The 24,379-nt window shown below is 71.1% G+C and carries 21 protein-coding genes; 7 read left to right on the top strand and 14 right to left on the bottom strand.

The annotated features are described in order from the left end of the window. Positions 1-85 precede the first annotated feature (85 nt). The 8 genes from ACZ7LS_RS22325 to ACZ7LS_RS22290 all read right to left on the bottom strand — a co-directional run bounded on the left by ACZ7LS_RS22325 (position 86) and on the right by ACZ7LS_RS22290 (position 8,550). Positions 86-1,123 carry an iron-siderophore ABC transporter substrate-binding protein gene (locus ACZ7LS_RS22325; RefSeq protein WP_382519824.1) on the bottom strand — a complete coding sequence of 346 codons (1,038 nt, stop codon included), beginning with the start codon at positions 1,121-1,123 and terminating at the stop codon, positions 86-88. Positions 1,124-1,147: 24 nt separating this feature from the next. Further along, entirely contained in the window at positions 1,148-1,960 is an 813-nt protein-coding gene (locus ACZ7LS_RS22320; protein WP_382519822.1) for an ABC transporter ATP-binding protein, read from the bottom strand. 24 nt (positions 1,961-1,984) lie between these two features. Then, the gene (locus ACZ7LS_RS22315) at positions 1,985-3,079 is read right to left on the bottom strand and encodes a FecCD family ABC transporter permease (protein ID WP_385135624.1); all 1,095 of its coding nucleotides are present in this window, start codon (positions 3,077-3,079) and stop codon (positions 1,985-1,987) included. A gap of 17 nt (positions 3,080-3,096) precedes the next feature. After that, the gene (locus tag ACZ7LS_RS22310) at positions 3,097-4,152 is read right to left on the bottom strand and encodes a FecCD family ABC transporter permease (protein ID WP_385135622.1); all 1,056 of its coding nucleotides are present in this window, start codon (positions 4,150-4,152) and stop codon (positions 3,097-3,099) included. A gap of 206 nt (positions 4,153-4,358) precedes the next feature. Then, positions 4,359-5,390: a LacI family DNA-binding transcriptional regulator gene (locus ACZ7LS_RS22305; RefSeq protein ID WP_382519817.1), complete on the bottom strand. Its 1,032-nt coding sequence runs from the start codon at positions 5,388-5,390 to the stop codon at positions 4,359-4,361. A gap of 33 nt (positions 5,391-5,423) precedes the next feature. Further along, positions 5,424-6,272, bottom strand: coding sequence for a carbohydrate ABC transporter permease (locus ACZ7LS_RS22300; RefSeq protein ID WP_382519815.1), 849 nt, complete (start codon positions 6,270-6,272; stop codon positions 5,424-5,426). Further along, positions 6,269-7,225: a carbohydrate ABC transporter permease gene (locus ACZ7LS_RS22295; protein ID WP_382519813.1), complete on the bottom strand. Its 957-nt coding sequence runs from the start codon at positions 7,223-7,225 to the stop codon at positions 6,269-6,271. The genes ACZ7LS_RS22300 and ACZ7LS_RS22295 overlap by 4 nt, the downstream gene beginning before the upstream one ends. Then, on the bottom strand, positions 7,225-8,550 hold the full coding sequence (locus ACZ7LS_RS22290) for an ABC transporter substrate-binding protein (protein ID WP_385135618.1): 1,326 nt from the start codon (positions 8,548-8,550) through the stop codon (positions 7,225-7,227). Before ACZ7LS_RS22290 ends, ACZ7LS_RS22295 begins: the two co-directional genes overlap by 1 nt. Before the next feature lie 201 nt (positions 8,551-8,751). Between ACZ7LS_RS22290 and ACZ7LS_RS22285 the strand changes: the two genes are divergently transcribed. The 7 genes from ACZ7LS_RS22285 to ACZ7LS_RS22255 all read left to right on the top strand — a co-directional run bounded on the left by ACZ7LS_RS22285 (position 8,752) and on the right by ACZ7LS_RS22255 (position 16,686). Further along, entirely contained in the window at positions 8,752-10,773 is a 2,022-nt protein-coding gene (locus ACZ7LS_RS22285; RefSeq protein WP_385135616.1) for a beta-galactosidase, read from the top strand. A 31-nt stretch (positions 10,774-10,804) separates the two neighbouring features. After that, positions 10,805-12,394, top strand: coding sequence for a glycoside hydrolase family 53 protein (locus ACZ7LS_RS22280; protein ID WP_385135614.1), 1,590 nt, complete (start codon positions 10,805-10,807; stop codon positions 12,392-12,394). Positions 12,395-12,445: 51 nt separating this feature from the next. Further along, entirely contained in the window at positions 12,446-12,826 is a 381-nt protein-coding gene (locus tag ACZ7LS_RS22275) for an MmcQ/YjbR family DNA-binding protein (RefSeq protein WP_382519856.1), read from the top strand. A gap of 379 nt (positions 12,827-13,205) precedes the next feature. Beyond that, positions 13,206-14,807 carry an FAD-dependent monooxygenase gene (locus ACZ7LS_RS22270; protein ID WP_385135611.1) on the top strand — a complete coding sequence of 534 codons (1,602 nt, stop codon included), beginning with the start codon at positions 13,206-13,208 and terminating at the stop codon, positions 14,805-14,807. A gap of 372 nt (positions 14,808-15,179) precedes the next feature. Then, entirely contained in the window at positions 15,180-15,401 is a 222-nt protein-coding gene (locus ACZ7LS_RS22265; protein WP_382519804.1) for a hypothetical protein, read from the top strand. Next, a complete protein-coding gene (locus tag ACZ7LS_RS22260) occupies positions 15,398-15,991 on the top strand; it encodes a sigma-70 family RNA polymerase sigma factor (RefSeq protein WP_382519802.1) in 594 nt (197 codons plus the stop codon). The genes ACZ7LS_RS22265 and ACZ7LS_RS22260 overlap by 4 nt, the downstream gene beginning before the upstream one ends. A gap of 5 nt (positions 15,992-15,996) precedes the next feature. Further along, positions 15,997-16,686 (top strand): hypothetical protein, encoded by a 690-nt coding sequence (locus ACZ7LS_RS22255; RefSeq protein ID WP_382880025.1) that lies wholly within the window; start codon positions 15,997-15,999, stop codon positions 16,684-16,686. 24 nt (positions 16,687-16,710) lie between these two features. Here the strand turns inward: ACZ7LS_RS22255 and ACZ7LS_RS22250 are convergent, their stop codons facing one another. The 6 genes from ACZ7LS_RS22250 to ACZ7LS_RS22225 all read right to left on the bottom strand — a co-directional run bounded on the left by ACZ7LS_RS22250 (position 16,711) and on the right by ACZ7LS_RS22225 (position 24,355). Next, complete coding sequence (locus ACZ7LS_RS22250; RefSeq protein ID WP_382880027.1) at positions 16,711-17,817, bottom strand: SagB/ThcOx family dehydrogenase; 1,107 nt, start codon at positions 17,815-17,817, stop codon at positions 16,711-16,713. A gap of 452 nt (positions 17,818-18,269) precedes the next feature. After that, a complete protein-coding gene (locus ACZ7LS_RS22245) occupies positions 18,270-19,268 on the bottom strand; it encodes an alpha/beta fold hydrolase (protein WP_382519797.1) in 999 nt (332 codons plus the stop codon). A 204-nt stretch (positions 19,269-19,472) separates the two neighbouring features. Then, positions 19,473-20,027, bottom strand: a complete 555-nt coding sequence (locus ACZ7LS_RS22240; RefSeq protein WP_382875863.1) for a DinB family protein — start codon at positions 20,025-20,027, stop codon at positions 19,473-19,475. Between the two features lie 82 nt (positions 20,028-20,109). Further along, positions 20,110-21,078 carry a pectate lyase family protein gene (locus tag ACZ7LS_RS22235; protein WP_382670051.1) on the bottom strand — a complete coding sequence of 323 codons (969 nt, stop codon included), beginning with the start codon at positions 21,076-21,078 and terminating at the stop codon, positions 20,110-20,112. 113 nt (positions 21,079-21,191) lie between these two features. Then, a complete protein-coding gene (locus tag ACZ7LS_RS22230; protein ID WP_385135644.1) occupies positions 21,192-22,682 on the bottom strand; it encodes an ATP-binding protein in 1,491 nt (496 codons plus the stop codon). Positions 22,683-22,696: 14 nt separating this feature from the next. Beyond that, positions 22,697-24,355, bottom strand: coding sequence for an NAD(P)/FAD-dependent oxidoreductase (locus tag ACZ7LS_RS22225; RefSeq protein WP_385135607.1), 1,659 nt, complete (start codon positions 24,353-24,355; stop codon positions 22,697-22,699). Positions 24,356-24,379 lie beyond the last annotated feature (24 nt).

Below are 24,379 nucleotides of genomic sequence, written 5' to 3'. Positions count from 1 at the left end.
CGTCCGCCGCACACCACCCGTCCGCCGCACACCAGCGCCGGGTCCGGCACGGCGCCCGGGGTCGCCACGGTGTCCCGGGAAGCGGCTACTTCAGTGGTGCGGCGAGCAGCGGGACGACCTTCTCCAGCGCGTACGCCACCGAGAACACCGAATCCGTCGAGAAGGCCGCGCTGAGGGTCGCGTCGTCGAACACCACCGAACGGCCCGCCTTGACCGAGGGGACGGCCCGGTACAGCGGGTCGTCGCTGATCTTCGCGGCGGGGATCCCGATGGGGGTCATCACCGTCAGATCGGCGTCGAGCAGATCGAGGTTCTCGCGGGAGACGTTGATGAAGAACGACGCCCCGGCCTTGGCGTCGACCCGCGGGTTGTTCGTGAAGCCGAGGCGCTCGACGAAGTCGACGCGGCCCGTGCCGTGCACGTACGCGCCGAACCCTTCGCTGGTCCTGGAGCCGAGCGTGATGGTCTTGTCCTTGAACTCGGGGTGGGCGGCGGCCGAGTCGCGGAACTTCTTCTCGGTCTCGGATATGAGCGTCCTGCCCTTTCCGGGCACACCGAGGGCGGTCGCGACCATCTCGGTCTGCTCACGCCACGAGATCTTGTACTGCTCGCCGCCCTTCGGGACGCCGACCGTGGGCGCGATCTTGCTGAGCGTGTCGTAACGGGCCTGGTCGCCGCTGGACTTGGTGTCCAGGATCAGATCGGGCTTGAGGGCCGCGATCTTCTCGAACTCCGGCTCCAGTGTGCCGATCATCTGCGGGCTCTTCTTGTAGAGGCCCTTCGCCCAGGGGCCGACCCCGTCGCCGCCGAACGCCAGCCAGTCGCTGGCCCCGACGGGCTGTCCGCCGAGCGAGAGCACGGCCTCGGCGTCGCCCCAGCCCAGCGCGACGACGCGCTCGGGCCGCTTCTCCACGGTGATGTCCCCGAACTTGGTCGCGACGGTGGCGGGGAAGGCGCCGTCCTCGGCGCCGGACGCGGCTTCCGGGGAGGAGCCGCCGGAGTCCGGTGCGGTGCCGCAGGCCGTCAACCCCATGACAAGGGCGGCGAGTACGGCCCACAGCGCGAGCGGAGCCGGCCGGGAGCGGCGTGAGGAGTGAGCGGAGGGGTTCTTTCGTGATGACATGGTATTAGGTTAGCCTACCCTAAATCACGCCTGGACTGGGGTGATGTGATGACGTCCGATCGGTACGATCATGGGCGTGCCCGAGGCGGGGTCCTCGGTGATCGAACAGCGCATCCCGAACACCTCCGTGACCAGCTCCGCCGTCACGATCTCGGTGGGAGCGCCCTCCGCCACGATCCGCCCCTCCTTCATCGCGACCAGATGGTCCGCGTACCGGCAGGCCAGATTCAGATCGTGCAGGACGACCGCGATGGTGGAGCCGTACTCCCGGTTCAGGTCGGTCAGCAGGTCCAGCACATCGAGCTGGTGGCTGATGTCGAGGAACGTCGTCGGCTCGTCCAGCAGCAGGATGTCCGTACGCTGGGAGAGCGCCATCGCGATCCAGACCCGCTGCCGCTGGCCGCCGGACAGTTCATCGACCCGCCGTCCGGCGAGTTCCAGTACATCGGTGGCCAGCAGCGCCCGCGCCACGGCCGCGTCGTCCTCGGCCGTCCAGCGGCGGAACCACCCCTGGTGCGGATAGCGGCCGCGGCCCACCAGATCGCTCACCGTGATGCCGTCCGGCGCCACCGGGCTCTGCGGCAGGATGCCGAGCACCGACGCCACTTCCTTGGTCGGCATCTCCTGGACGCTCCTGCCGTCCAGGAGCACACTGCCCGAGGACGGCGCCAGCAGCCGGGCCATCGCACGCAGCAGGGTGGACTTCCCGCAGGCGTTCGGGCCGACGATCATGGTGATCGCGCCGGGCGGTATGTCCAGACTCAGCCCGCTGACGACCTCACGGCCGTCGTAGCCGAGCCGGACGTCCCGCGCCGCCAGCGTGTGCTCCGCACTCATGCGCAGATCCTTCCGTTCCATCGGTCAGCCGCCCGTGCCCACGCGGTTCGAGCGGGCCAGCAGCCACAGCAGATACGGGGCGCCGATCAGGCTCGTCACCACGCCCACCGGGAACTGGACGGAGCCCAGCAGATGTTGTGCCGCGAAGTCCGCGACGCTCACGATCAGCGCTCCCGTCAGCGCGGCGGGCAGCAGGGCCGCGCCCTGGCCCGGCAGCAGCCGGCGCGCGATCGGCGCCGACAGCAAGGCCACGAAACTCACCGGTCCCGCCGCGGCCGTGGCCACCCCCGCGAGCGCCACGGCGCAGCCGATCAGCGCCAGCCGGCCGCGCTCGACCCGGGTGCCGAGCCCCCGCGCGGTGTCGTCCCCGAGTTGCAGCGCGGGCAACGACCGCGCCGCCAGGAAGGTCAGGGGTACGAGCACCACCATGGCCCACAGCAGCGGCCACATCTGCGACCAGGACCGGCCGTTGAGGCTGCCCGTCAGCCACGCGAGGGCGTTCTGCGCCTCGGTCACCGCCGAGCTGGTCAGCAGGTACGAGACGAGGCTGGACAGCGCCGCGCCGACGCCGACGCCGACCAGCACGAGCCGGTATCCGGCGACGCCCTCGCGCCAGGCCAGTACGTAGATCGCCACCGCGGTCAGCACCGCGCCCGCCAGGGCGCAGACCGAGAGCGGGAAACCGCTGACACCGAAGGCCGCACTGGCCAGCACCCCCGCGGCGCTCGCGCCCCAGGTGATACCGATCATGTCGGGGCTGGCCAGCGGGTTGCGCAGCAGCGTCTGGAACACCGCTCCCGAGAGCCCGAACGCCGCCCCCACCAGCAGACCGGTCAGCGCGCGCGGCAGCCGCAGTTCCATGATGACGAACCGCGAACCGGCGTCGCCCCCGCCCGCCAGGGTGGCGACGACCTCGCGGAGCGGCAGGACGAGATCGCCCACGGACAGCGCCAGACACAGTGCGGCGAGCGTCGCGACCAGCAGGCCGACGGTGACGACGGCGGCGCGGTTCCGGGCCGCCCGGCGGACCAGGGCGACCTCTCGTACGGCACCGGCCAGTCGCCCTTCCGCGAACGGGCCGCCGGGGGCCCGTATCTCTCCGGCCACGTCACCGCCCACTTCCGCCGCCGACCTCCTCACAGCTCCGCCAGATCACGGCGGCGTACCAGCATCACGAAGGGCACCGCCCCGATGGCGGCCGTCACGATCCCCACCTGTACCTCACCGTTCGAGGCGATGAGCCGCCCCACGATGTCCGAGACCAGCAGCAGCACGGCCGCCAGGAGCAGGCTGTACGGCAGGATCCACCGGTAGTCGGGGCCGGTGACGACCCGCGCGGCATGCGGGACGAGGAGGCCGACGAAGCCGATGGGCCCGGCGACCGCGGTGGCCGCGCCGCACAGCAGCACCACGGCCGCGGCCGACGCCAGCCGGGCCATCCCCACGCGCTGCCCCAGCGCCCGCGCGAGGTCGTCACCGAGCGAGAGGGCGTTCAGCCGCGGACCCAGCGCCAGGGCGAACACGGCGCCCACACCGATGAACGGCAGCGCCTGCCAGAGCACGTCGGGATCCCGGTCGGCGAGCGAGCCGACCTGCCAGAAGCGGAACTGGTCGAAGGTCTGACGGTCCGTCAGCAGCAGGGCGGTGGTCAGCGAGGTGAGTACGGCGCTGGTCGCCGCGCCCGCGAGAGCCAGCTTCACGGGAGTGGCGCCCTCCCGGCCGAGCGAGCCGATGCCGTAGACCAGGAGGGCCGCGCCGAGCGCACCGAGAAAACCGAACCAGATGTACCGCGGCGGCTGCGTCAGCCCGAGCACACCGATCGCGAACACCACGGCCACGGACGCGCCCGCGTTGATCCCGAGGATGCCCGGGTCGGCCAGCGGATTACGGGCCACCCCCTGCATGACCGCCCCGGCCAGGCCCAGCGCCGCGCCCGCCAGCAGACCGGCGACCGTACGCGGAACGCGCACCTCCCGCACGATCAGCTGCCCCTTGTCGGACAGGTCGGGGTCGAGCAGCGCATGGAGCACATCAGCCGCCCCGGCGTCGCCAGGACCGGTCACCAGGCTCGCCCAGGTCACCACCGCGAGCACGGCGGCGGTCAGCAGCAGCCCCAGCGCGAGCAGCGGACGGCTCCGCACCGCACGGCCGGCTCTCCCGGTCTCCACGCCGGCCGGCGAGAGCGCCGTCACGCCCCGCGGGCCTTCGAACCGATCGTGCCACCACGCATGCGAGCCGCCCTCACTGCCTCTCCGCGGCCGGCTGTCCACCGGGCGGAATGTCACCGTCAAAAAAGTAAGGTGACCCTAACATTGAGGTGCGGCCGGGTGCGCACCCGGCCGGGAGTGCCCGGTCGCCCGCCGGCACCACCGGCGTCACGCCGGTCCGCGCGCTACGGTCACGCCGATCCGCGCCGCACCAGTTCGGTGGGGAGGATCACCGTGGACGTGTCCTCGCCGCCGATCTGCGCGAGCAGCACGCGCACCATCTCCGAGCTGATGCGGTCCCACGGCTGCCGGATCGTCGTGAGAGCGGGCCGGGTGTCCAGCGCCGCCGGGGAGTCGTCGAACCCGCCCACCGCCACGTCCTCCGGCACCCGCCGCCCCGCGTCCCGCAGCGCGCTCAGCGCACCCTGCGCCATCAGGTCGGACGCGACGAACACCGCGTCCAGGTCCGGTGCCCGCCGCAGCAGTTCAGCGGCGCACGACTCGCCGCTCGCCCTGCTGTAGTCCCCGGTGGCGACCAGCCGTTCATCGGCCTCGATACCGCACTCGGCGAGGACGTCCCGGTACCCGGCGAGCCGTTCGGTGCCGCCCGGGGTGTCGAGCGGACCGGTCACCGTCGCGATCCGCCGGCGCCCGCTCCGTACGAGATGGCGGACCATCTCCCGGGCGCCGTCCCGGTCGTCGGCCGCGACATAGCTGACCCGTGAACTCTGGCCCAGCGGCTTGCCGCAGGCCACCAGGGGGACGCGCGCCGCGCGCAGCCGCTCGGCGACCGGGTCCCCGGAGTGACTGGACACCAGCAGTACACCGTCCACATGGCCGGCGGTGATGTACCGCGTGATCCTGCGCCGTTCGTCCTTCGTACCCGCGATCATCAGCAGCAGCGGAATGTCATGGTGGGCCAGCGCCTGCGTACAACCACGCAGCAGCACATTGAAGTTGGGGTCCTCGAAGAAGCGCTCCTGCGGTTCGGTGAGCAGAAAGGCGACCGAGTCGGACCGGCCCGTGATCAGACTGCGCGCGTGCCGGTTGACCACGTACCCGGTCTTGCGGATGGCGGCGTTGACCGCCTCCTCGGCCGCCGGGCTCACGTAGTGGCCGCCGTTGAGCACGCGCGAGACGGTGCCCCGTGAGACACCCGCCTCCCGTGCCACGTCATGGATCGTGGGCGGCTTGCGCCGGCCGTTGCTGTCCGTGCGGCTCATACCTGTCGTTCTCTCATGATCGTGCCTGTCGCGTCAGGACTTTACGGCCCCGGACAGCAGATCCAGGCTCCAGAACCGCTGGATGACCAGGAAGAGCGCGATCAGCGGCAGCACCGCGAGCAGCGCACCGGTGATCACCAGGGTGTAGAGGGCGGGGGTGTTGGCGCCCTGCTGGAGCAGGGTGTAGAGGCCCAGTGTCACGGGGAACTTCCGGTCGTCGCCGAGCATGATGTACGGGAGCAGGAAGTTGTTCCACACGGCGACGAACTGGAAGAGGAACACCGTCACCAGTCCCGGCACCATCATCGGCAGCGCTACCGACCGGAAGATCCGCCACTCGCCGCCCCCGTCCATCCGCCCCGCCTCCACCACATCGGGCGGTACCGCCGCCGCCGCGTAGATCCGGGCGAGATAGACCCCGTACGGAGAGAGGATCAGCGGGAGCAGCACGGACGGATAGCTGTCCGCCAGGCCGGCCTTCGCCATCAGCAGATACTGCGGTACGGCCAGGATGACCGGCGGCATCAGTACGCCCGCCAGCAGTACGTTGAAGAGGGTCTCGCGGCCCCGGAAGCGGTAGACCGCGAGCGCGTAGCCGCTGAGCGCGGACACCGCGGTCGACAGCAGGGCGCCGAACCCCGCGTAGAACAGGGAGTTGAGCATCCACCGCCAGTACACCCCGTCCCGGTACGCGGACAGGCCGGCGACATTGCCGGCGAACCCGGTACCGGGCAGGAAGGTGAAGGTGGTGAACAGCTCCCGGCCGGACTTCGTGGCGGCCACCACGACCCAGGCCACGGGCAGCAGGCAGTACAGGGCGCCGGTCAGCAGTGCCACGGTCGGCACCCAGGCGATACGGCGGGTGGTGGTGGCGGCGGTCACTGGGTCTCTCCCCGGTTCGAACGGGAGCCCACGGTCCTGAGGAAGCCGAAGGACAGCACGAGCGTGATCACGGCGATGACCACCGAGGTGGCCGCCGCGGAATGGATGTCCCCCTTGACGAAGGCGTCCTGATAGACCTTCATCAGCGGAGACCAGGTGGTGGACAGCGAGTTGGTCAGCGGCTTGAGCGTCGTCGGCTCGCTGAACACCTGAAGCGTCGCGATGATCGAGAAGAAGAAGGTCAGCACCAGCGAGGGCGCGACGATCGGGATCTTGATCCGCAGGGCGGTCTGGAGCGGGGACGCCCCGTCGAGCCGGGCCGCTTCGTGGATCTCCACGGGGATCGAGCGCAGCGACGTATAGATGACGATCATGTTGAAGCCGGTGCCGCCCCACAGGGCGATATTGGCCAGAGCCGCGTAGAGCGGTCCGCCGTCCAGCAGATCGGGCGCCGGCAGACCCGCCCTGTCGAGCAGATAGTGGAACGGGCTGACGTCCGGCAGATAGAGGAAGCCCCACATCAGCGCCGCGATCACGCCGGGGACGGCGTACGGCAGGAAGATCGCGAGCCGGGAGAAGCCGCCGAGCCGGGTCCGCTCGGCGTCCAGCATCAGCGCCAGGACGAGGGCGAGCCCCAGCATCGACGGCACGACGATCGCCCCGTAGCCGAGCACGCGCAGCGCACTGGCGAGCAGCTCGGAGTCGGAGAGCACGGCGGTGTAGTGGGAGAGCCCCGCCCACACCTCCTGCCGCGCCCCCGAACCCAGCCCGAGCCCCTTGACCTCGACCTTCCGCAGGCTCAGATAGACGGCATAGCCGATGGGCAGGGCGAAGAAGAGCGCGAACAGGAGGACGGCGGGGACGAGGAAGGCGTACGGAGCGCCCCGTACCCGCCACCCGGAGGGGCCGCCTCCGGCGCGCTGGGGCCGAGTGACACGCGGGTGCCGGGCCATCACCCGGTGACCTCGAAACCCTGCTTCTCCAGGTCGGCGACGGTGTCCCGCTGCATGACGCCGAGGGCCGCGCCGAAGTCCGACTTGTTCTTGGCCGCCGCGGCGAACGCGTCACGGAACGCGCTGTACGCGACGTTCACATTCGGCCCCCACGCGGAGGGCGCGGCGGTCTTCGCGATCCCGGCCGCCTCGGCGTAGAAGTCCGGCTGGTTGGGGAAGAAGGCGGGGGCCGTGCTCAGCGCGCCGCCCGTCTGCGCGGCGGTGGCGGCCGGGTAGATGCCGCCCTCCTTCACCAGCGCGGCCAGCGCCCGGCCGTCCGTGTTCAGCCAGGCGGCGAACCGCGCGGCGGCCTTCTTGTGGCCCGAGTCGTTGGTGACGCCGGTGGAGGAGCCGCCCCAGCTGCCGGTCGCGCGCTCTCCCGCGCTCCACTGCGGCAGCGGGGCCATCGCCCACTTCCCCTTGGTGTCCGGCGCCGCGGTGGTCAGCGTGCCGGGCGCCCACACCGCGCTCACCCAGGCGAGTTGGCCGCCCGTGTTGAGCGCCTTGTTCCAGGAGGGCGTGTACATGGGCTGGTTGTCGATGGCGCCCTCCGCGACCAGGCCGCCCCAGAAGTCCGCGACCTTCGCCGTCGCGGCGTCGGCTATCCCGACCTTCCACGTCTCGCCGCGCGTCGTCCACCACTTGGCGCCCGCCTGCTGTGCCAGACCGGCGAAGAGCCCCGCGTCATTGCTGGAGAAGGTGGTCAGCGCCCTGGACGGGTCCCTCTTCTTCAGGGCGCGCGCGGTGTCGGCGAACTCTTCCCAGGTCGTGGGCACGTGCAGCCCGTACTTCTTGAACAGGTCCGCGCGGTAGTAGAACATCATCGGCCCGGAGTCCTGCGGGACCGCGTAGACGGCGTCCGTGCTGAGCGTCGTCTGCTGCCAGACGCCCGGGGCGAACGCGCCCTCGGTGGCCGCCACTTCCGAGGAGATGTCCGCCAGTACGTCATTGCTGACGAGCGTCGGGAGCGCCTGGTACTCGGCCTGTACCAGGTCGGGGGCCTTCTTGGCCTTGGCCGCGGTGATGATCTTGGTGACCAGATCGTCCCCGGACGCCTGCTTCTTGACCGTGACCGTGACGCCGGTCTTCCTGCCCTCCGTCGTGTTCCAGAGGTCGGCGACCTTGTCCATGCCGGGCGCCCAGGCCCAGTAGGTGAGTGAGACGGGACCGTCGGCTCCGGACTCCGCGCCGTCCCCGTCGCCCGAGCCGCAGGCGGCGAGGGTGGTGGCGCCGAGCGCGACGGTGAGGCACGTGGCCACGAGGCGTCCGCGCGTGGTGAATGGCATGGTGTTTCTCCCCTGACGAAGGTCCCCGACCTGGCTGCGTCGGACCGGCCGTGCTCTGTGAGCGTTCACAGTAGAGAAACGTCCCGGACACTTGTCAATGGTTGTTCCTGTGCGGTTATGTGGGATCAGCGTCGCCGTTCATGTGTGTGCACGTTCCCACACTTCACAGTCCCCATCGCACGCAGCACAGGAGGCACAGCCATGCCGGACACCGCACCCCACGGGCTCGACGGGCTCGCGTTCGGCGGGGACTACAACCCCGAACAGTGGCCGGAGGAGGTCTGGCAGGAGGACGTCCGCCTCATGCGCGAGGCGGGGGTCAACCTGGTGAGTCTCGGCATCTTCTCCTGGGCCCTGCTGGAGCCCGAGCCCGGCCGCTACGACTTCGACTGGCTCGACCGGATCATCGGCCTCCTCCACGAACACGGCATCCGGATCGACCTCGCCACCCCCACCGTCGCCCCGCCCGCCTGGTTCTACCGCGCCCACCCCGACGCCCTCCCGGTGAGCCGGGAGGGCGTGCGGTACGCGTTCGGCTCGCGCGGGGCGATCTGCCACAGCTCACCGGCGTACCGCGCCGCCGCGGCGGCCATCACCGAACAGCTCGCCCGCCGCTACGGCGGCCACCCCGCGCTGGCCCTGTGGCACGTCCACAATGAGTACGGCGTCCCCGTCAGCGCCTGCTACTGCGACCACTGCGCGGTCCACTTCCGCCGCTGGCTCAGCGCCGCGTACGGCACGGCCGACGCCGTCAACGAGGCGTGGGGGACGGCGTTCTGGGGTCAGCGCTACGGTTCGTTCGACGAGATCGAACCGCCCCGCGCCACCCCCACCGTCTGCAACCCCGCCCAGCGCCTCGACTACGCGCGCTTCGCCGACGCCACCATGCGGGAGAACTTCGTACGGGAACGCGACCTGCTGCACCAGCACTCCCCGGGCATCCCCGTCACCACCAACTTCATGACCGCGCTCAGCCAGTGCGACTCCGTCGACTACTGGGCCTGGGGACGCGAGGTCGACCTCGTCACCAACGACCACTACCTCATCACCGACGGCCGGCGGACCCACGTGAACCTCGCCATGGCCGCCGACCTCACCCGGTCCGTGGCGGGCGGCGCCCCCTGGCTGCTCCTCGAACACTCCACCAGCGGCGTCAACTGGCAGCCGCGCAACCCGGCCAAGTCGCCCGGCCAGATGGCCAGGAACAGCCTCGCCCACGTGGCTCGCGGCTCGGACGGCGCGATGTTCTTCCAGTGGCGCCAGTCCCGGCGCGGCGCCGAGAAGTTCCACTCCTCGATGCTGCCGCACGCGGGCACCGACAGCCGCGTCTGGCGCGAGGTCGTCGGACTCGGCGCCGCGCTGGGCGGTCTGGAGGCGGTACGCGGTACGAGGACGGCCGCCGACGCCGCCCTGGTCTGGGACTGGCAGTCCTGGTGGGCACAGCGCCTCGAATGGCGGCCGAGCGAGGACCACGACGCCCGCGAACGGGCCGACACCTTCTACGAGGCGCTCTACGACCGCCATCTCACCGTCGACTTCGCCCACCCGGAAGCCGAGCTGTCGCGCTACCCCCTCGTCGTGGTGCCCGCCCTCTACCTCGCGGGCGAGGCCACGGGACGCAACCTCCGTACATACGTGGAGAACGGCGGCACACTCGTCGTCTCGTACTTCTCCGGAATCGTCGACCAGCACGACGCGGTCCACCCCGGCGCGCACCCCGGCGTCCTGCGCGACGTCCTCGGCCTCACCGTCGAGGAGTTCTCGCCCCTCGGCGAGGGCGAACGGGTCAGGATCACCGCGGCCGACGGAGCGGAGCTGACCGGCGACGTCTGGAGCGAGTTCGTGGTCCCGCGCGGCGCCGAGACCGTCTGGACCTACGCCGACGGGCTGACCGCCGGACGGCCCGCCGTCACCCGGCACCGGCTGGGCCGGGGCACGGCCTGGTACGTCTCCACGCGCCTGGACGCCGGAGCCCTCGACACCGTCCTCGACGCCGCCGCCGAGGACGCCGGGCTCGCGCCGCGCACCGGCCTGCCGCGCGACGTCGAAGTCGTACGCCGCGCCGGCGAGAGCGGCGACTACCTCTTCGCCGTCAACCACACCGGCACGGACGCCAAGGTGCCGCTGCCCGCACACGGCACCGAACTCCTCACCGGTGAGAGGACGGCGGGCCGGCTCGGCCTGCCCGCCGGAGCGGTACGTGTCGTGAAGCTCGACGACTGAGGCCCGTCACACCCCCGAAGGGACATCGAAGATGCACCTCGCACACCGCACCTGGACCCGGCGCTCACCACGCGCCGCCGCCGCGCTCTGCGTGCTGGGCGCCCTGCTCCTCACCGTCCTGCCCGCCCAGCGGGCACACGCCGCCGACAGCCTCGGCAACGCCGGATTCGAGGCCGACCCCACCGGCACCACCACCCCGGCCGGCTGGAGCACCTACTCCGCCACCGGGCAGAACACCGCCTCCTACAGCGAGAACGGCGGTTACAGCGGCAGCCGCCGGCTCACCCACTGGTCGGCCTCGGCCTACAAGGTCGAGACGTATCAGTACCTGACGGGACTGGCCGCCGGTACCTACACACTCAGCGCCCGGGTCCGCTCCAGCGGCGGCCAGAACGCCGTCTACCTCGCCCTGCGCGACTGCGGCGGCGCCGAACAGCGCACGGACCTGCCTCCCACGCCGAACGGCGAGTGGATCCGTATCGTCACGTCGGTACGGGTGAGCGGCGGCAGCTGCACCGTCAGCCTCAACTCCGACGCCCACGCGGGGGAGTGGGCCAACTTCGACGACCTGACCTTCACGGCCGGCGCGACGGGCCTGGCCGTCAAGGGCGGAGACCTCTCGGCACTCGCGAAGAACGAGGCGTTCGGCGCCACCTACCGCACCGCCGACGGCACGAGCGCCGACGCCCTGCGGATCCTGCGCGGCGCGGGAATGAACTACGCGCGGCTCAAGGTCTGGGTGAACCCGGCCGACGGCTACAACAACAAGACGCGGATCCTGGCACTGGCCAAGCGCGCCAAGGCCGAGGGCATGAAGCTCCTGATCGACTTCCACTACTCGGACCGCTGGGCCGACCCGGGGCAGCAGAACAAGCCGGCCGCGTGGGCCTCCCACCCGTACAGCAGGCTGCGCACCGACGTGTACGACCACACCTTCGACGTGCTGAACGCGCTCAAGGCCCAGGGCACCACCGCCGACATGGTGCAGATCGGCAACGAGATCAACGGCGGCATGCTGTGGCCGGAGGGCTCCACCGACAACTGGACGCGGCTCGCCGGACTGCTCACCTCCGGGGCCAAGGCCGCGAAGGCCGTCTCCGCCACCACCCAGGTCGCCCTGCATCTGGCCGAGGGCGGCGACAACGCGGGCACCCGCTGGTGGTTCGACCAGGCGGTGGCGCGCCAGGTGCCGTTCGATGTGATCGCGCTGTCGTACTACGGCTACTGGCACGGCCCGCTCTCCGGTCTCCAGGCCAACCTGGACGATGTGGCGGCGCGGTACGGCAAGCCGGTCCTGGTGGCCGAGACCGCCTACGCCCACACGCTCGCAGGCGGTGACTTCCTGGAGAACAACGTGTCCTCCGCCGCCCAGCTGGCGCCCGGCTATCCGGCGACTCCGGCCGGTCAGGCGGCGAATCTGCGCGATGTCATGAACGTCGTCGAGGCGGTCCCGGGCGGCCGCGGACTCGGCGTCGTCTACTGGGAGCCGGCCTGGACCGCGGTGAAGGGAAGCGGATGGGACCCGCAGGACCCCTCGTCGGGCAACGCGTGGGAGAACCAGGCGCTCTTCGGGTACGACACCCGGCTGCTGCCCGCGGCGGGGTGGTTCGCGCACCGGTAGAACCGCCATGGGAGTGTGCGCCGAAGGGCATTTACCATGGTCGCCGTGACCGTGATTGATGCCGAGGAAGTCCGCCGTATCGCGCTGTCCCTCCCACAGACCGTGGAGAAGGAGGCGTGGAGCATGCCCACGTTCCGTGTCGCCGGGAAGATGTTCGTCACGGTCCCGGACGATCAGACGTCGTTCGCCGTGCGCTGCCCCCGGTACGAGCGGACGGAGCTGATCGCGGCCGAGCCGGAGAAGTTCTGGGTGCCGCCGCACGAGGCGAGTTCCGCGTGGGTACGGGTACGGCTGAGCGCGCTGGAGGATCTGGGCGAACTGCGCGACATCCTCGTGGACTCCTGGAAGCAGGCCGCGCCGGACCGTCTGGTGGAAGAGTTCCCGGCCGCACAAGCCGATACGGGCGCGGAAGCCGGGACCGGGAAGGACTGAGTCACACCGACACAGCCGCGCTGATTGGTTCTCGCGGACCGGCCCGCACAGACGGGTCCGCACAGACGGGTCCGCACAACAAGAACGCCCCCTCCGTCGGAGGGGGCGTCGTGCTGCTCGATCACGTCGGCCGTGGCCGACGGCGGGATTCGTACCCGCGAACTGAGAAAACCATAGCCCGCGATCGCCGCGCGTCGGGGGAGTGCGGCGGGACACGCCGACCGGGAGAGGGGTGAATTCACCCATTCGGCCGAGCCGTGGACGGTATTGATCACGGTGGGGCCCGGGACATAGATTCCGGTCCGTGCCGCGCCCATGGTCCGTGGGGGAGGCGGGACGGACAGGACGGACGGGCTGTGTGAGACGGATGGGGGCCGAGGTGGGGAACACCGGAGTACCGGTCACGGCGGGCGGGGAAGACACGCAGGTCGTGATCGTCGGGGGCGGACCGGTCGGCATGCTCCTCGCCGCCGAGCTGGGGGCGTACGGCGTCGACACCGTGGTCCTCGAAGTCCGTGCCACCACGTCGGACCGGCCGAAGGCCACCACCGTCCACGCGCGGACGGTGCAGTGCCTGGCGCGGCGAGGCTACTTTCCGGCGCCCGACGCGTCGGCGGAGGGCACCGTCTCGCGGCTGTTCCACTTCGCCGGCCTGCCCGGACTCCGTATCACCGCTCCCGCCTCCGAGCCGGAGCCCCTCCTGAAGGAGACCCAGGCGGCTCTGGAGCGGTCCTTCGAGGCACGGGCGCGGGCCGTCGGGGCGCGGGTGTTGCGTGGGTACCGGGCGACCCGGGCGCGGCAGAGCCCCGAGGGTGTGGACGTCACGGCCGAAGGCCCCGAAGGCGTACGGGTGTTCCGCGCCGCGTATCTGGTGGGAGCCGACGGTTCGCGCGGCGCGGTCCGCGCCTGGGCGGGCATCACGGCGGACATCCGGCCCGCGACGGTGTCCGCGCTGATGGGCCTGGTCCGCTTCATGGGGGAGCGGGTCCCGCCGCTCGGCTGGCACCGTACCCGCCGCGGCTGGATCGTCACCAAGGCCATGGCGGACGGTCGCGTGCTGGTCCGTACGCTCGACTGGAAGGGCGGGCACGGCGACCGCAACGCCCCGGTCACCCCGGACGAGTTGCGCGACCGGGTGTCGTGGATCGCCGGACACGACGTGGAGATGGCGTCCGCGAGCCGGCTGAGCCGGTTCAGTGACTTCGCGCGGCGGGCGGACAGCTATCGCGCCGGACGGGTGCTGCTCGTCGGCGACGCGGCGCATGTGCATTTCCCGATCGGCGGACAGGGGCTGAGCACCGGTCTGCTGGACGCCCTGAACCTCGGCTGGAAACTGGCGTTCACCGTACGGGGCACCGCGGGCGCCGATCTCCTCGACACGTATCACGACGAGCGCGGGCCCGCCGCCCGCAGGGTCATCGACAACACCTCCGTCCAGGTCGCCCTGATGCGTCCGGGCCCCGAACTCGACCCGCTGCGCGCGCTGTTCGCCGGTCTGCTCGCGGGCGACGAGGCGGACGAGGCGAAGGAGGGAGACGACGGGGAGAGCGACGACGAGGGGCGAGCCGGGGGCGAAGGGCGAGCCGGGGGCGAGGGCGGGGCCCGGCATCTGAGCGACATGATCAGCGGGCAGGGCACGGTGGTCGCGCCCCGGTCGGTCCGTTCCTCGTGGTGGGAGGGGCGGTTCCTGCGGAACACCGCGCTGCTCACGGAGTCGGGCCCGGCGGATGTGATCGGGCTGCTGCGCGGCGGCAGGCCGCTGCTTCTGCTGTTCGGCGAGCGCGGCCTTCCGTACGCGGCGGACGCCCGGGGATGGGCCCATGTCCTCCGGGTGGTGCGGACCGAGCCCGTACCGGCGCTGCCCTGCGCCGCCCTGCTGGTGCGCCCCGACGGCTATGTCGCCTGGGCCCCGGAGGGCGGCGCCGCGGCCGGCGCGGGCCTGGGCGAGGCGCTGCGCGACTGGTTCGGCGCGCCGCGGTGAGCGTGCGCTCGGAACGGTCGTTCCGAGGGGAGTACGTGCCAGGTAGTGCGCCACAACTGAGTGATCTGCGCCACATTCGGATCGATTGTGGATTGAACTCGACGCGAGGGTGACCGGTGGCGGCTCGGTCCGCGCTGTCGCGTCGACGCAGGTCGGAGCATGCCTGAGGGTGTTCGCCCGATCACGCGGTGTGGCGCATGAGGCGGATGGGATGGCATCCGCACGTAACGGGACGATCGCTTTCCGTATTTTTCTTGGGTGTCGCGTTGCACGTTTGACCACCCCGGTCCGAAAAGCTGCTTCTTGAGGACATCGAAGTCCTCCAGCACCAGCGGGAGTTCGAGGTGCTGCTCAGTAGAAGAAGGACATGCCGTGACGCCCAACGACGTCTTCGCCCTGCTGGTGCTCGCCACCGCCGCGCGCGTCTTCGCCTCGGACCTGCGCCACCTGACGCGGCGTCTGCTGCGCGCCGGGGTGCGGGTGGGAGCCGCCGCGCTGATAGAGGACCGCCACCGCGGTGCTCCCCGTGCTCCTCGTGCTCCCCGGACCGAAGTGCTCACGCCCGCCGCGCACGACGAGGAGGCCCAGCCGTGAACACCGACCTCCCGTCGCCCGACGACCACGGCGAATACCTGGCCGAGGTGCAGTACACCCTGCCGCCCGCCCTGGAAGCCTTCCACGACCTGTATGTGAAGGCCTATCTGAACTACGCCCACGCCATGCTCGGCGACAAGGCCGCCGCCGTCGCGGTGGTACGCCGCTGCTTCTCCCATCTGGCCCTCAACTGGGAGCGCGTCATGCGGGCCGAGAGCCCGGAGGCGTACGCGTGGGCGCTGCTCAAGGCGCGGGTGGACACCCATCTGCGGCTCGCGGGCCTGGACCCCCAGCTGGTGGAGACGGCCGCGTTCCAGCGGACCGCCCGCGCGGTACTGGAGTCGGTGCGATGCACGTTCGAGGTGATGGAGACCTCGCTCGGCCTCTACACCGCCATCGCCTCCCTGCCCGAGCGGCAGTACGACGTGATCGTGCTGCTGTACGTGCTGGGCTACCCCTCGTACCGGGTCGCCCGCATCATGGGCGTGGAGCGCGACACCGTCCGTTCCCACCGGCGGCTCGCCAAGCGGCGTATCGCCCAGAAACTCGGCCTGCCCCCGTACACGGACGCCGACAAGGAGAAGGAGTGAACCCCATGCAGCCCCCGCGCGGCATCGACGAAGTCCTGGAAGACGCTGTGATCCCCGACGCGTTCGCCGAGTACGACCTCGCGGCCTCCAAGGCGCAGATCGCCCGTGATGTCGCCGACACCCTCATGTTCGACACCTCCGCCGCCCGTGGCGCCGGTATCGCCCGCTCCCGTCCGGCGGCCCCGGCCGGCTTCTTCCCGACCGTCCACGACCAGGCGGGCAAGGATCTGCACGCCCTGTCGGCCGAGGCGCTGCACGGCATCGACGCGGCCGGGCAACTGGCCCGGCTCGCCAACTCCCGGCGTATCGACCCCGACGGCGCGCTGCACTTCGCCTGCCTGCTGAATCTGGCCGGATGGCACGAAGGCGCCCAGTTCTGGTGGCAGTTCGCGGCCGGCGCGGGCAACCCCACGGCCGCCTACTGCCTCTATCTCCTCCACCTCGGCAGAGGGGAGCGACGCGACGCCGCGCACTGGGCGGACCAGGCCGCCGATCTCGACTCCGGGCTCGTGGCGCTCCCGGCGGGGCGGCTCAGCGTCTGCCGGCCCACCACACACCACCGGCGCCCGCCCAGCCCGGCACTGCGCGCGGCCGTGCAGCGCCTGACCATCGAGGAGGACGAGGAGTTCGGCAGCGTTCCCCACCCCGACCCGCATCTCGCGGAACAGATCGGGGAACTCGCCGACGCGCTGTGAGCCCGCCTCCGCGCCCCCGCCTCCTCATCCGCTGAGGGCCGTGTCGCGGAAGGTGTGCAGGACGGCCGGCGGCGGCGCGTCCTCCGGCGCCGGATGGGGGTGGCCGGCGGCCAGGACGTACAGCGGGGTACGGGCGATGTTGTCCAGGGCGCAGCGCTCCGCGACCGCCGAGTCGTGGAACGCGCCGGTCTGCGCCGGGCCGAGACCGAGCGCCGTGGCGGTGAGGGCGAAGGTCTGGCCCAGATGACCGGCGTTGAGCAGGCAGACGCGATAGCAGCGGGGTGTCGGGTACTTGGCGCGCATCCGTTCCAGCGTCGCGCTGAGAACGACCAGGAACGCGGCGCCGCCCGCCCAGTCCTGGTCGGCGCACAGATGCGCGGCCTCGTCGGAGGTGAGGCCCGCGCCGATCAGTTCGAGGGAGTGCTCCAGCGCGTTGTAGTGGTACATGCCGGGAGCGACCTCACTGACGTTGAGGACGCCGACGTACGCGTCGAGTTCCTGCCGGGCGCCGCCGGCCGGGCTGGTGCGCCGGAACAGCGCGCCGCGGCCGGAGTCGATGAAGTCCACGGGCCCGAACACCACGGCCAGCAGTGTGGCCAGCGTCCGCAGCGGCACGGGCTCGCGGGTGAAGTCGCGGTGTGTACGCCGGTTGTAGAGCACCTCGTCGTAGGGGACACGCAGATCCGCGGGCAGCCGGGGCAGCGGCAGCCGGTCCGCACCGGGATGGGTGGTGAACAGCGGAGGCATGTCGGCGGCGCTCGGTGCCCGTTCGGAGACCGCCTCGTGGTCGGGGTAGGGCACGTCCTGGGTGGCGTAGTGGAAGAACGGCGCCTCGGGCGCCCACGTACCCCAGTGACGGTCGATGAGTTCGTCGCGCTGCGCCTGCGGATTGCCCTCGGACATCAGCAGCCCGGCCTCGTGCAGCGCGGGAATGGCCTCGCCGAGCGTCTCCGGGGCGAGATGGCCGAGTGTGCGCGCGGCCTCGGCGGGGTCGGTCCACTCCTCGAACGCGGAGAGGATCTCCGCCGCCGCCGGATGGAGCGCGACGGGTGTGCCGCGCGGATACGGGTGCACGACGAACTGGCCTTCGTGCCAGTAGCAGGACAGGCCGCGGGGACGGCGAAGACGCATCACGAACCTCCGGTGTGACCGGGTGTATGAGCCGCGCCGGCGGACGGAGCGACGGACCTGACGGAAGCCGCCGGACGGTGGGCCCGGAGGGCCGGAGCCCCTGTGGACTCCGGCCCCGGCACGCGTACACGAGCGAGCGGTCGGTTACGCGTAGTACCACCGCCAGCTCCACGGCAGTCCGGCCCGGTCGGAACGGGACACTGCCTGGGCGTTGATCGAAATACGGCGCATGGCTCACACCTCCTCTCAGCACCTGATGAGAGGGGTTATCCCCGGCTTGAACGCAAATATGAGAAATGCGGTCCGATAGGGGATGAAACAACCTTTTAGTGTGCTGTCGAGGCGTACCGTCCGCTTATCGCACGCTTGAGGTACGGCCGTTCGACCTCCGGCGCACGCCCGGCGAGGGTCCGGTGCCCGGTCCCCCGGTGAAGCGTTGTGGTGATGGTCCGTCAGCTACGCGCGGCGGCCGGCAGGGCCCGCAGCCAGTCGGTCAGCAGCCGGTTGACCTCGTCGGCGCGTTCCTGCTGCACCCAGTGCCCGCAGCCGTCGAGGATGTGTGAGGAGACCAGACCGGGGAGGGTGGTGGGGTACGCCGCGATCGCGTCGGCCAGCCAGGTCGTGGACGCGTCGAGCGCACCGCCGATGAACAGCGAGGGCTGGATGATCGGCGCCCCGTGCCACGCGGCGAGATCCTCCCAGTCCCGGTCCATGTTGCGGTAGCGGTTGAGCGCTCCGGTCAGCCCCGTACGCTCGAACTCGTCCGCGTAGACATCGAGATCGGCCTCGCCGAGCCACGAGGGCGGGGAGGCGTCGGGGAAGCGGTCCGAGAGCTTCCCGCCCGCCGGGACGAAGTGCGGGTCGCCGCCGTCGGCCGGGGCGACCGCGTCGCCCGAGAGCGCGGCGTAGAACCCCGCCAGCCAGCCGCGCACATCACGCTCGATCTCCGCCTCCGCCCGGCCGGGCCGCTGGAAATAGCTGACATAGAACTCTTCGGGGCCGCCCATCAGGGAGAAGGCGTCCGTAGGCCGGAAACCGCCGCGCGGCGCGTAGGGAACGCTGAGCAGCCCCACGGCGGTGAAGACATCGGGCCTGAGCAGCGCCGTATTGGCGGCGATGGTCGACCCCCAGTCATGGCCGACGACGACCGCGGTCTCCTCGCCGAGCGCCCGTACGACACCGACGTTGTCGGCGACATGGGCCAGCATCCGGTACGCCTCGATGTCATGGGGCTTCGACGAGCGCCCGTATCCCCTGACATCGACGGCCACCGCCCGGAACCCGGCAGCGGCGAGCACCGGGAGCTGGTGGCGCCAGGAGTACCACGACTCGGGGAACCCGTGGATCAGCAGAACGAGCGGGCCGGTGCCCTGCTCCACCAGATGGATCCGGCCGCCCGGAACGTCCACGAGCCGGTGTGTCACGTCCGGTACCTGAGCGGGCTGAGTCATGCGTCCTCCTTGAGCGTTCCTGCGTCGGTCGTGCGACGGCGCACCACGGCGCGGCGGCCGCGGCGTGTCAGCGCCTCGCCGCGACGGGCACGGCTGTGATGGGCACGGCCGCGACGGGCACCGCCGTCACGAGCGCCGCCGTCACGACCATGTCGCCGCGACCGGACCACGGGCAAGTTTCGTTGCCGACTCGGCAAACCCGGCTCAGGGACACCCCGACGGAGCCCGGGGCGTGTCCACGGACGCCGCGCGCAGCAGCCGGAGCTGGCCGATCTCGGCGACGTTCTTCATCAGCTCCGAATTCACCCAGCCGGCCATATCGGCGACGGTGTGCTCGGGGTCGTTCTGCCACGGGAACGGGGCGATGGCGTCCAGACCGGTGTCGGTGAGCCCGTCCAGCACCGCCAGCCACTCCTCACGGAGGCCGCGCAGCCAGGCGATGGCCGCCTCACCGTCACCCGGCCACGCCACATCCTCCCGGTCCCGTGGCGTCCGCCCCCGCGCGTGGTCGATGGTCGCGCTCCACCACCACCCGATGTGCCAGCTCAGCCAGCCGATCGTGGGGACGGGGACGGGGTCGGGCTCGGTCTCCGCCCAGTCCGGCACCCACGTCCCGTCGGAGCCCTGCCGTACCGTCCAGCAGTGGGACACCGGCTCCCACAGGAAGTCCGCGGGCTCCAGCCGCTCCAGGTGGTAGTCGAAGAGCTGCCAGGTGAGGTCGAACTGACGGCGCAGCAGCTCACATCGGGATGCGTTCACCGGCCGACCCTGTCACGCCGCCGCCCCGCCCGGAAAGCCGTTTTCCGGCGACGGCCCCCGGACGGGCCGGCCCTCGCGGGTGTCAGATCTTCCCCGTGCCGGCACCCGCCGTCACCGAGGCGACGACGGTCGACGCCGGTTCCGCCGTGTAGCCGTACGGCGGCGCGGTGAAGGAACCCGTCTGCGAGATCTCGGTGGCGGCGCCCCCGAGGTCGTTCCCGCGGAGCACCGCGTAGCCGTCCACATCGCTGCTGCGGTTTGTCGTCACCGCGACCTTCGTGTCGCGGAAGACATTGTTCTCGACCAGCAGTTGCGCCCCCATCCGGGAGTGGCAGGCGGTCTCGGCGCCCTGGACGTAGTTGTCGTAGAAGTGGCCGGTGCCGAAGCGGAGGCTCGGGATGCGCGAGTAGACGTTGCTGAAGTGGTTGTGGTGGTACGTCACGCGCAAGTGGCCGGTGTCCTCACCGCTGTTGTTGTCGCTGTGCCCGACGAGCGACCCCTTGTAGTGGTCCTTGAACGTGTTCCAGCTCACCGTCACCTGGTCGGACGCGTGGGAGATGTCCAGCAGACCGTCGTAGTAGTCCTTGTCGTGGTCGCGGTCCGCCGAGAAGGCGTTGTGATCGATCCACACCTTCGTGGACTTCTGCACGGTGATGCCGTCCGCGGGCGCGACGGGCTTGCTGATCCGGAGGTTGCGGATGATGACATTGGTCGATTCCTTGACGCGCAGTCCGCCACCGGTGAAGCCCGACGCCGAACCCACCCCCAGGACCGTGGTGTTGGAGCCGATGTCGACCTGACCGCTGAGCGTGATCAGCCCGGAGACCCGGACGACCTTCGCGGAGTCGTCCGCGACGGCGGACGTGAACGCGGCGAGTGTGCTGACCGTGACGGGCGCCGCGCCGCCGCCTCCGGTCGTGCCGGCGCCGAACCCGACGGGCCCGGTCTCCGCGGCGACGGCGGACTGCTGCGGGATCGCGCCGAGGACGGCGACGGTGACAGTGGAGGCGAACAGGGCCGCCAGTCGGCGCCGGCTGATGAGCGAGGGCATACGGGTGTGTCCCTTCGAGGGCGAGGAGAAAAGAGGGGGACGGGCGCTGTGCGCCCGGGGTACTTCACCCTCTTGTCGCCGACGGAGACGGAAAGGTTGCCGGTCCGCGAAGGTCAGCTCCCGGCGGCGGAGCCGGTGGAATCGACGGATCCGGCGGCCGGGGCGGCCGCGTCGGCCGAAGCGGAGGGACCGGAGGAGTCGGCGGCCTGAGTGATCGGCAGGCACACCTGGAACCGGGTGTGGCCCGGCCGCGAGTCCACCCTGATGTCACCGTGATGCTTGTTGACGACGATGCGGTACGAGATGTCCAGGCCCAGGCCGGTGCCCTCGCCCACCGACTTGGTGGAGAAGAACGGTTCGAAGATCCGCGGCCTGACCTCCGGAGGGATACCGCTCCCGGTGTCCGTCACCTCCACGAACAGCCGGTCGCCCTCCCGCCTCGTCCCCAGCGTGAGCGTCCCCTCTCCCTCCATGGCGTCGACCGCGTTGTCGATCAGGTTCGTCCACACCTGGTTCAGCTCGGCGCCGAACGCCGGGACCGGCGGCAGCGTACGGTCGTACTCCTTGACCACCCGGATCCCGGCGGGGATCTTCGCCCGCATCATCGTCAGCGTGGCGTCGAGCAGCGCGTGCACATCCACGACCTGATGGGGCGCCCGGTCCAGCTGGGAGTACTGCTTGGCCGCCCCGACCAGGTCCGAGACCCGGGTCACGGCGTCATCGATCTCGCCCATCAGGAGTTCGGTGTCGATGGTGTACGCCAGCCAGCGCACCGCCGAGTCCAGGTGGTCCTCGCCCACGGCCTCGGCGACCGCCGCCAGCCACGGCACATTGACCCCTCCGGAGACCAGGACGGGCGCCACGTCCCAGGGGCCGGCCACCTCGTGCTCCTCCAGCCAGTCCGTGAGTTCGTCCTCGGCGTCCGAGGCGTCCAGCGCCGACAGGGGAGAGGCCGCGGCGGCCTGCTTGACCGCCGCGTCCTGGAGCTCCACCAGCCCGCGCAGCCGGGTGCCGTCCAGCCGGCCGTCCGCGATCAGGGCGAGTTTGTGCCGCATACCGGCCACCCGCTCGCGCAGCGCCTCGGTGGCCCGTACCGCCGCGGCGGCCGGATTGTTGAGTTCATGGGTGAGCCCGGCGGACAGCGCGCCCAGCGCGACCAGCCGCTCCCGCTCACCCAGGATCGTGTCCGCCGCACGTGAGCCGAAGAAGAGCCCCTCCAGCAGATGGAGCGCCATCGGGAACCAGGTGCGTATGGCCGTGGCGAACTCATCGGCGGGCAGGACGAAGAACTCCGCGTCGCTGACGGCCCGCAGCGTGTTCGGATAGACCTGGTCGACGCGGTCACCGAGGTACGCCTGCGTAGCCCCGCTGTAGACACCGCGCCGGTCGGCCCTGGTGACCTCGATGTCGTCGCCGTGCAGCCGCCTGCTGAGCGTCACCGCACCACTGAGCAGCACGAAGAAGCAGGTGGCCGGTTCACCCTCGTTGTAGACGGCCTTCCCGCCCGGCCGCTGCTCCACTCTGCCCCGCTCCGACAGCCAGGCCAGCTGGTCCTCGTCGAGCGCCTCGAACAGGAAGAGGGTGCGCAGTTCCGCCGGCGTCATACGGTTCGAAGCGCTCACTGTGACTCCAAGTAGCGGTGGACCAGGGAAATGGCCATCGCGCCGTCACCGACGGCGGAGGCGACACGTTTGAGCGACGCGGCACGGACATCACCGGCCGCGAACACCCCCGGCACGCTGGACTCCAGGTGGTACGGGTCCCGTGGCAGTGGCCAGTTGGCCGGCCGCTGTCCGTCGGCCACCAGATCGGGGCCGGTGATCACGAACCCGCGCGCGTCGCGCTCGACCACGCCCTCCAGCCACTCCGTACGCGGCTCGGCGCCGATGAAGACGAACAGCCAGGACGAGTCGACCGAGTCCGTCGCCCCCGACCGGACGTCCCGCAGCGTGAGCTGCTGCAAGTGGCCGTCGCCCTTCCCGCCGGCCACCTCGGTCCAGGGGTGGACGACGATGTGGTCGATGCCGCCGATCTGCTCGATCAGATACCGGGACATGGAACCGCTCAGCTCGGCGCCCCTGATCAGCAGGTGCACCCGCCGTGCGTAGCGGGAGAGATACACGGCCGCCTGCCCGGCCGAATTGGCGCCGCCCACCAAGTACACCTCTTCGCCCGAGCAGGTGATCGCCTCGGTGACGGTGGACCCGTAGAAGACCCCCGCGCCCGTGAACTCGTCCAGGCTGGAGGTCGCCAGGCGGCGGTACGAGACGCCGGTGGCGAGCACCACCGTATGGGCGGTGATGGCGCTGCCCTGCCCGAACCGCACCACCCGGCCCGATCCGGCCGCGTCCAGCCCGACGACCTCGCGGGCACTGAGGATCTCGGTGCCGAACTTCAGCGCCTGGCGGCGGGCCCGGTCGGTCAGCTGGGCTCCGGAGACGCCGTCGGGGAACCCGAGGTAGTTCTCGATCCTGCTGCTCTGTCCCGCCTGCCCGCCGGTCGCCTCGCGTTCGACCAGCACCGTACGCAGCCCCTCGGACGCGCCGTACACGGCGGCGCCGAGCCCGGCGGGTCCCCCGCCGACCACCACGAGATCGTAGAAGTCCGCGGTGGGGATGGTGCTCAGGCCGACATGCGCGGCCAGCTCGCCCTCGGCCGGTGCCACCAGCGACGTGCCGTCGGCGGTCACCACCAGCGGCACGTCGGTGGGGGTCACCCCGGCGGCGGCCAGCAGCCGGGCCCCCTCGGGCTCGTCGGCCGGCAGCCACCGGTACGGCACCAGATTGCGGGCGAGGAAGTCACGCACGGCGAAGGACGGAGCCGACCAGCGGTGCCCCACCACCCGGGTCTCGGTGATGCCCGGGTCCGGGGTCGTCGCCCAGGCGTCGAGAAGCTCGTCGATCACCGGGTACAGATGCTCCTCCGGCGGGTTCCACGGCTTGAGGAGGTAGTGATCCAGATCGACGACATTGATCGCGTCGATCGCGGCGCCCGTATCCGCGTACGCGGTGAGCAGTACCCGCCGTGCGAGCGGGAAGAGGTCCATCGCCGCTTCGAGGAACTCGATGCCGTTCATCTGCGGCATCCGGTAGTCGGCGAGCATGACCGCGAGCCGTTCACCGCGCAGCTTGATCTCGCGCAGCGCCTCCAGCGCCTCCGCCCCGGAGACGGCGCGCACCACTCGGTACCGGCCGCCGTATCTGCGCCGGATGTCGCGGGCGACCGCCCTGGAGACCGCAGGATCGTCGTCGACGGTCAAGATCGTCGGGTTCGCCATGCCATCACCATCGCCTGAGGACGA

The sequence above is a fragment of the Streptomyces sp. NPDC039430 genome (assembly GCF_055639435.1).
Note: the sequence above shows the minus strand (reverse complement) of the source record. Positions and strands in the feature narration are given on the sequence as shown.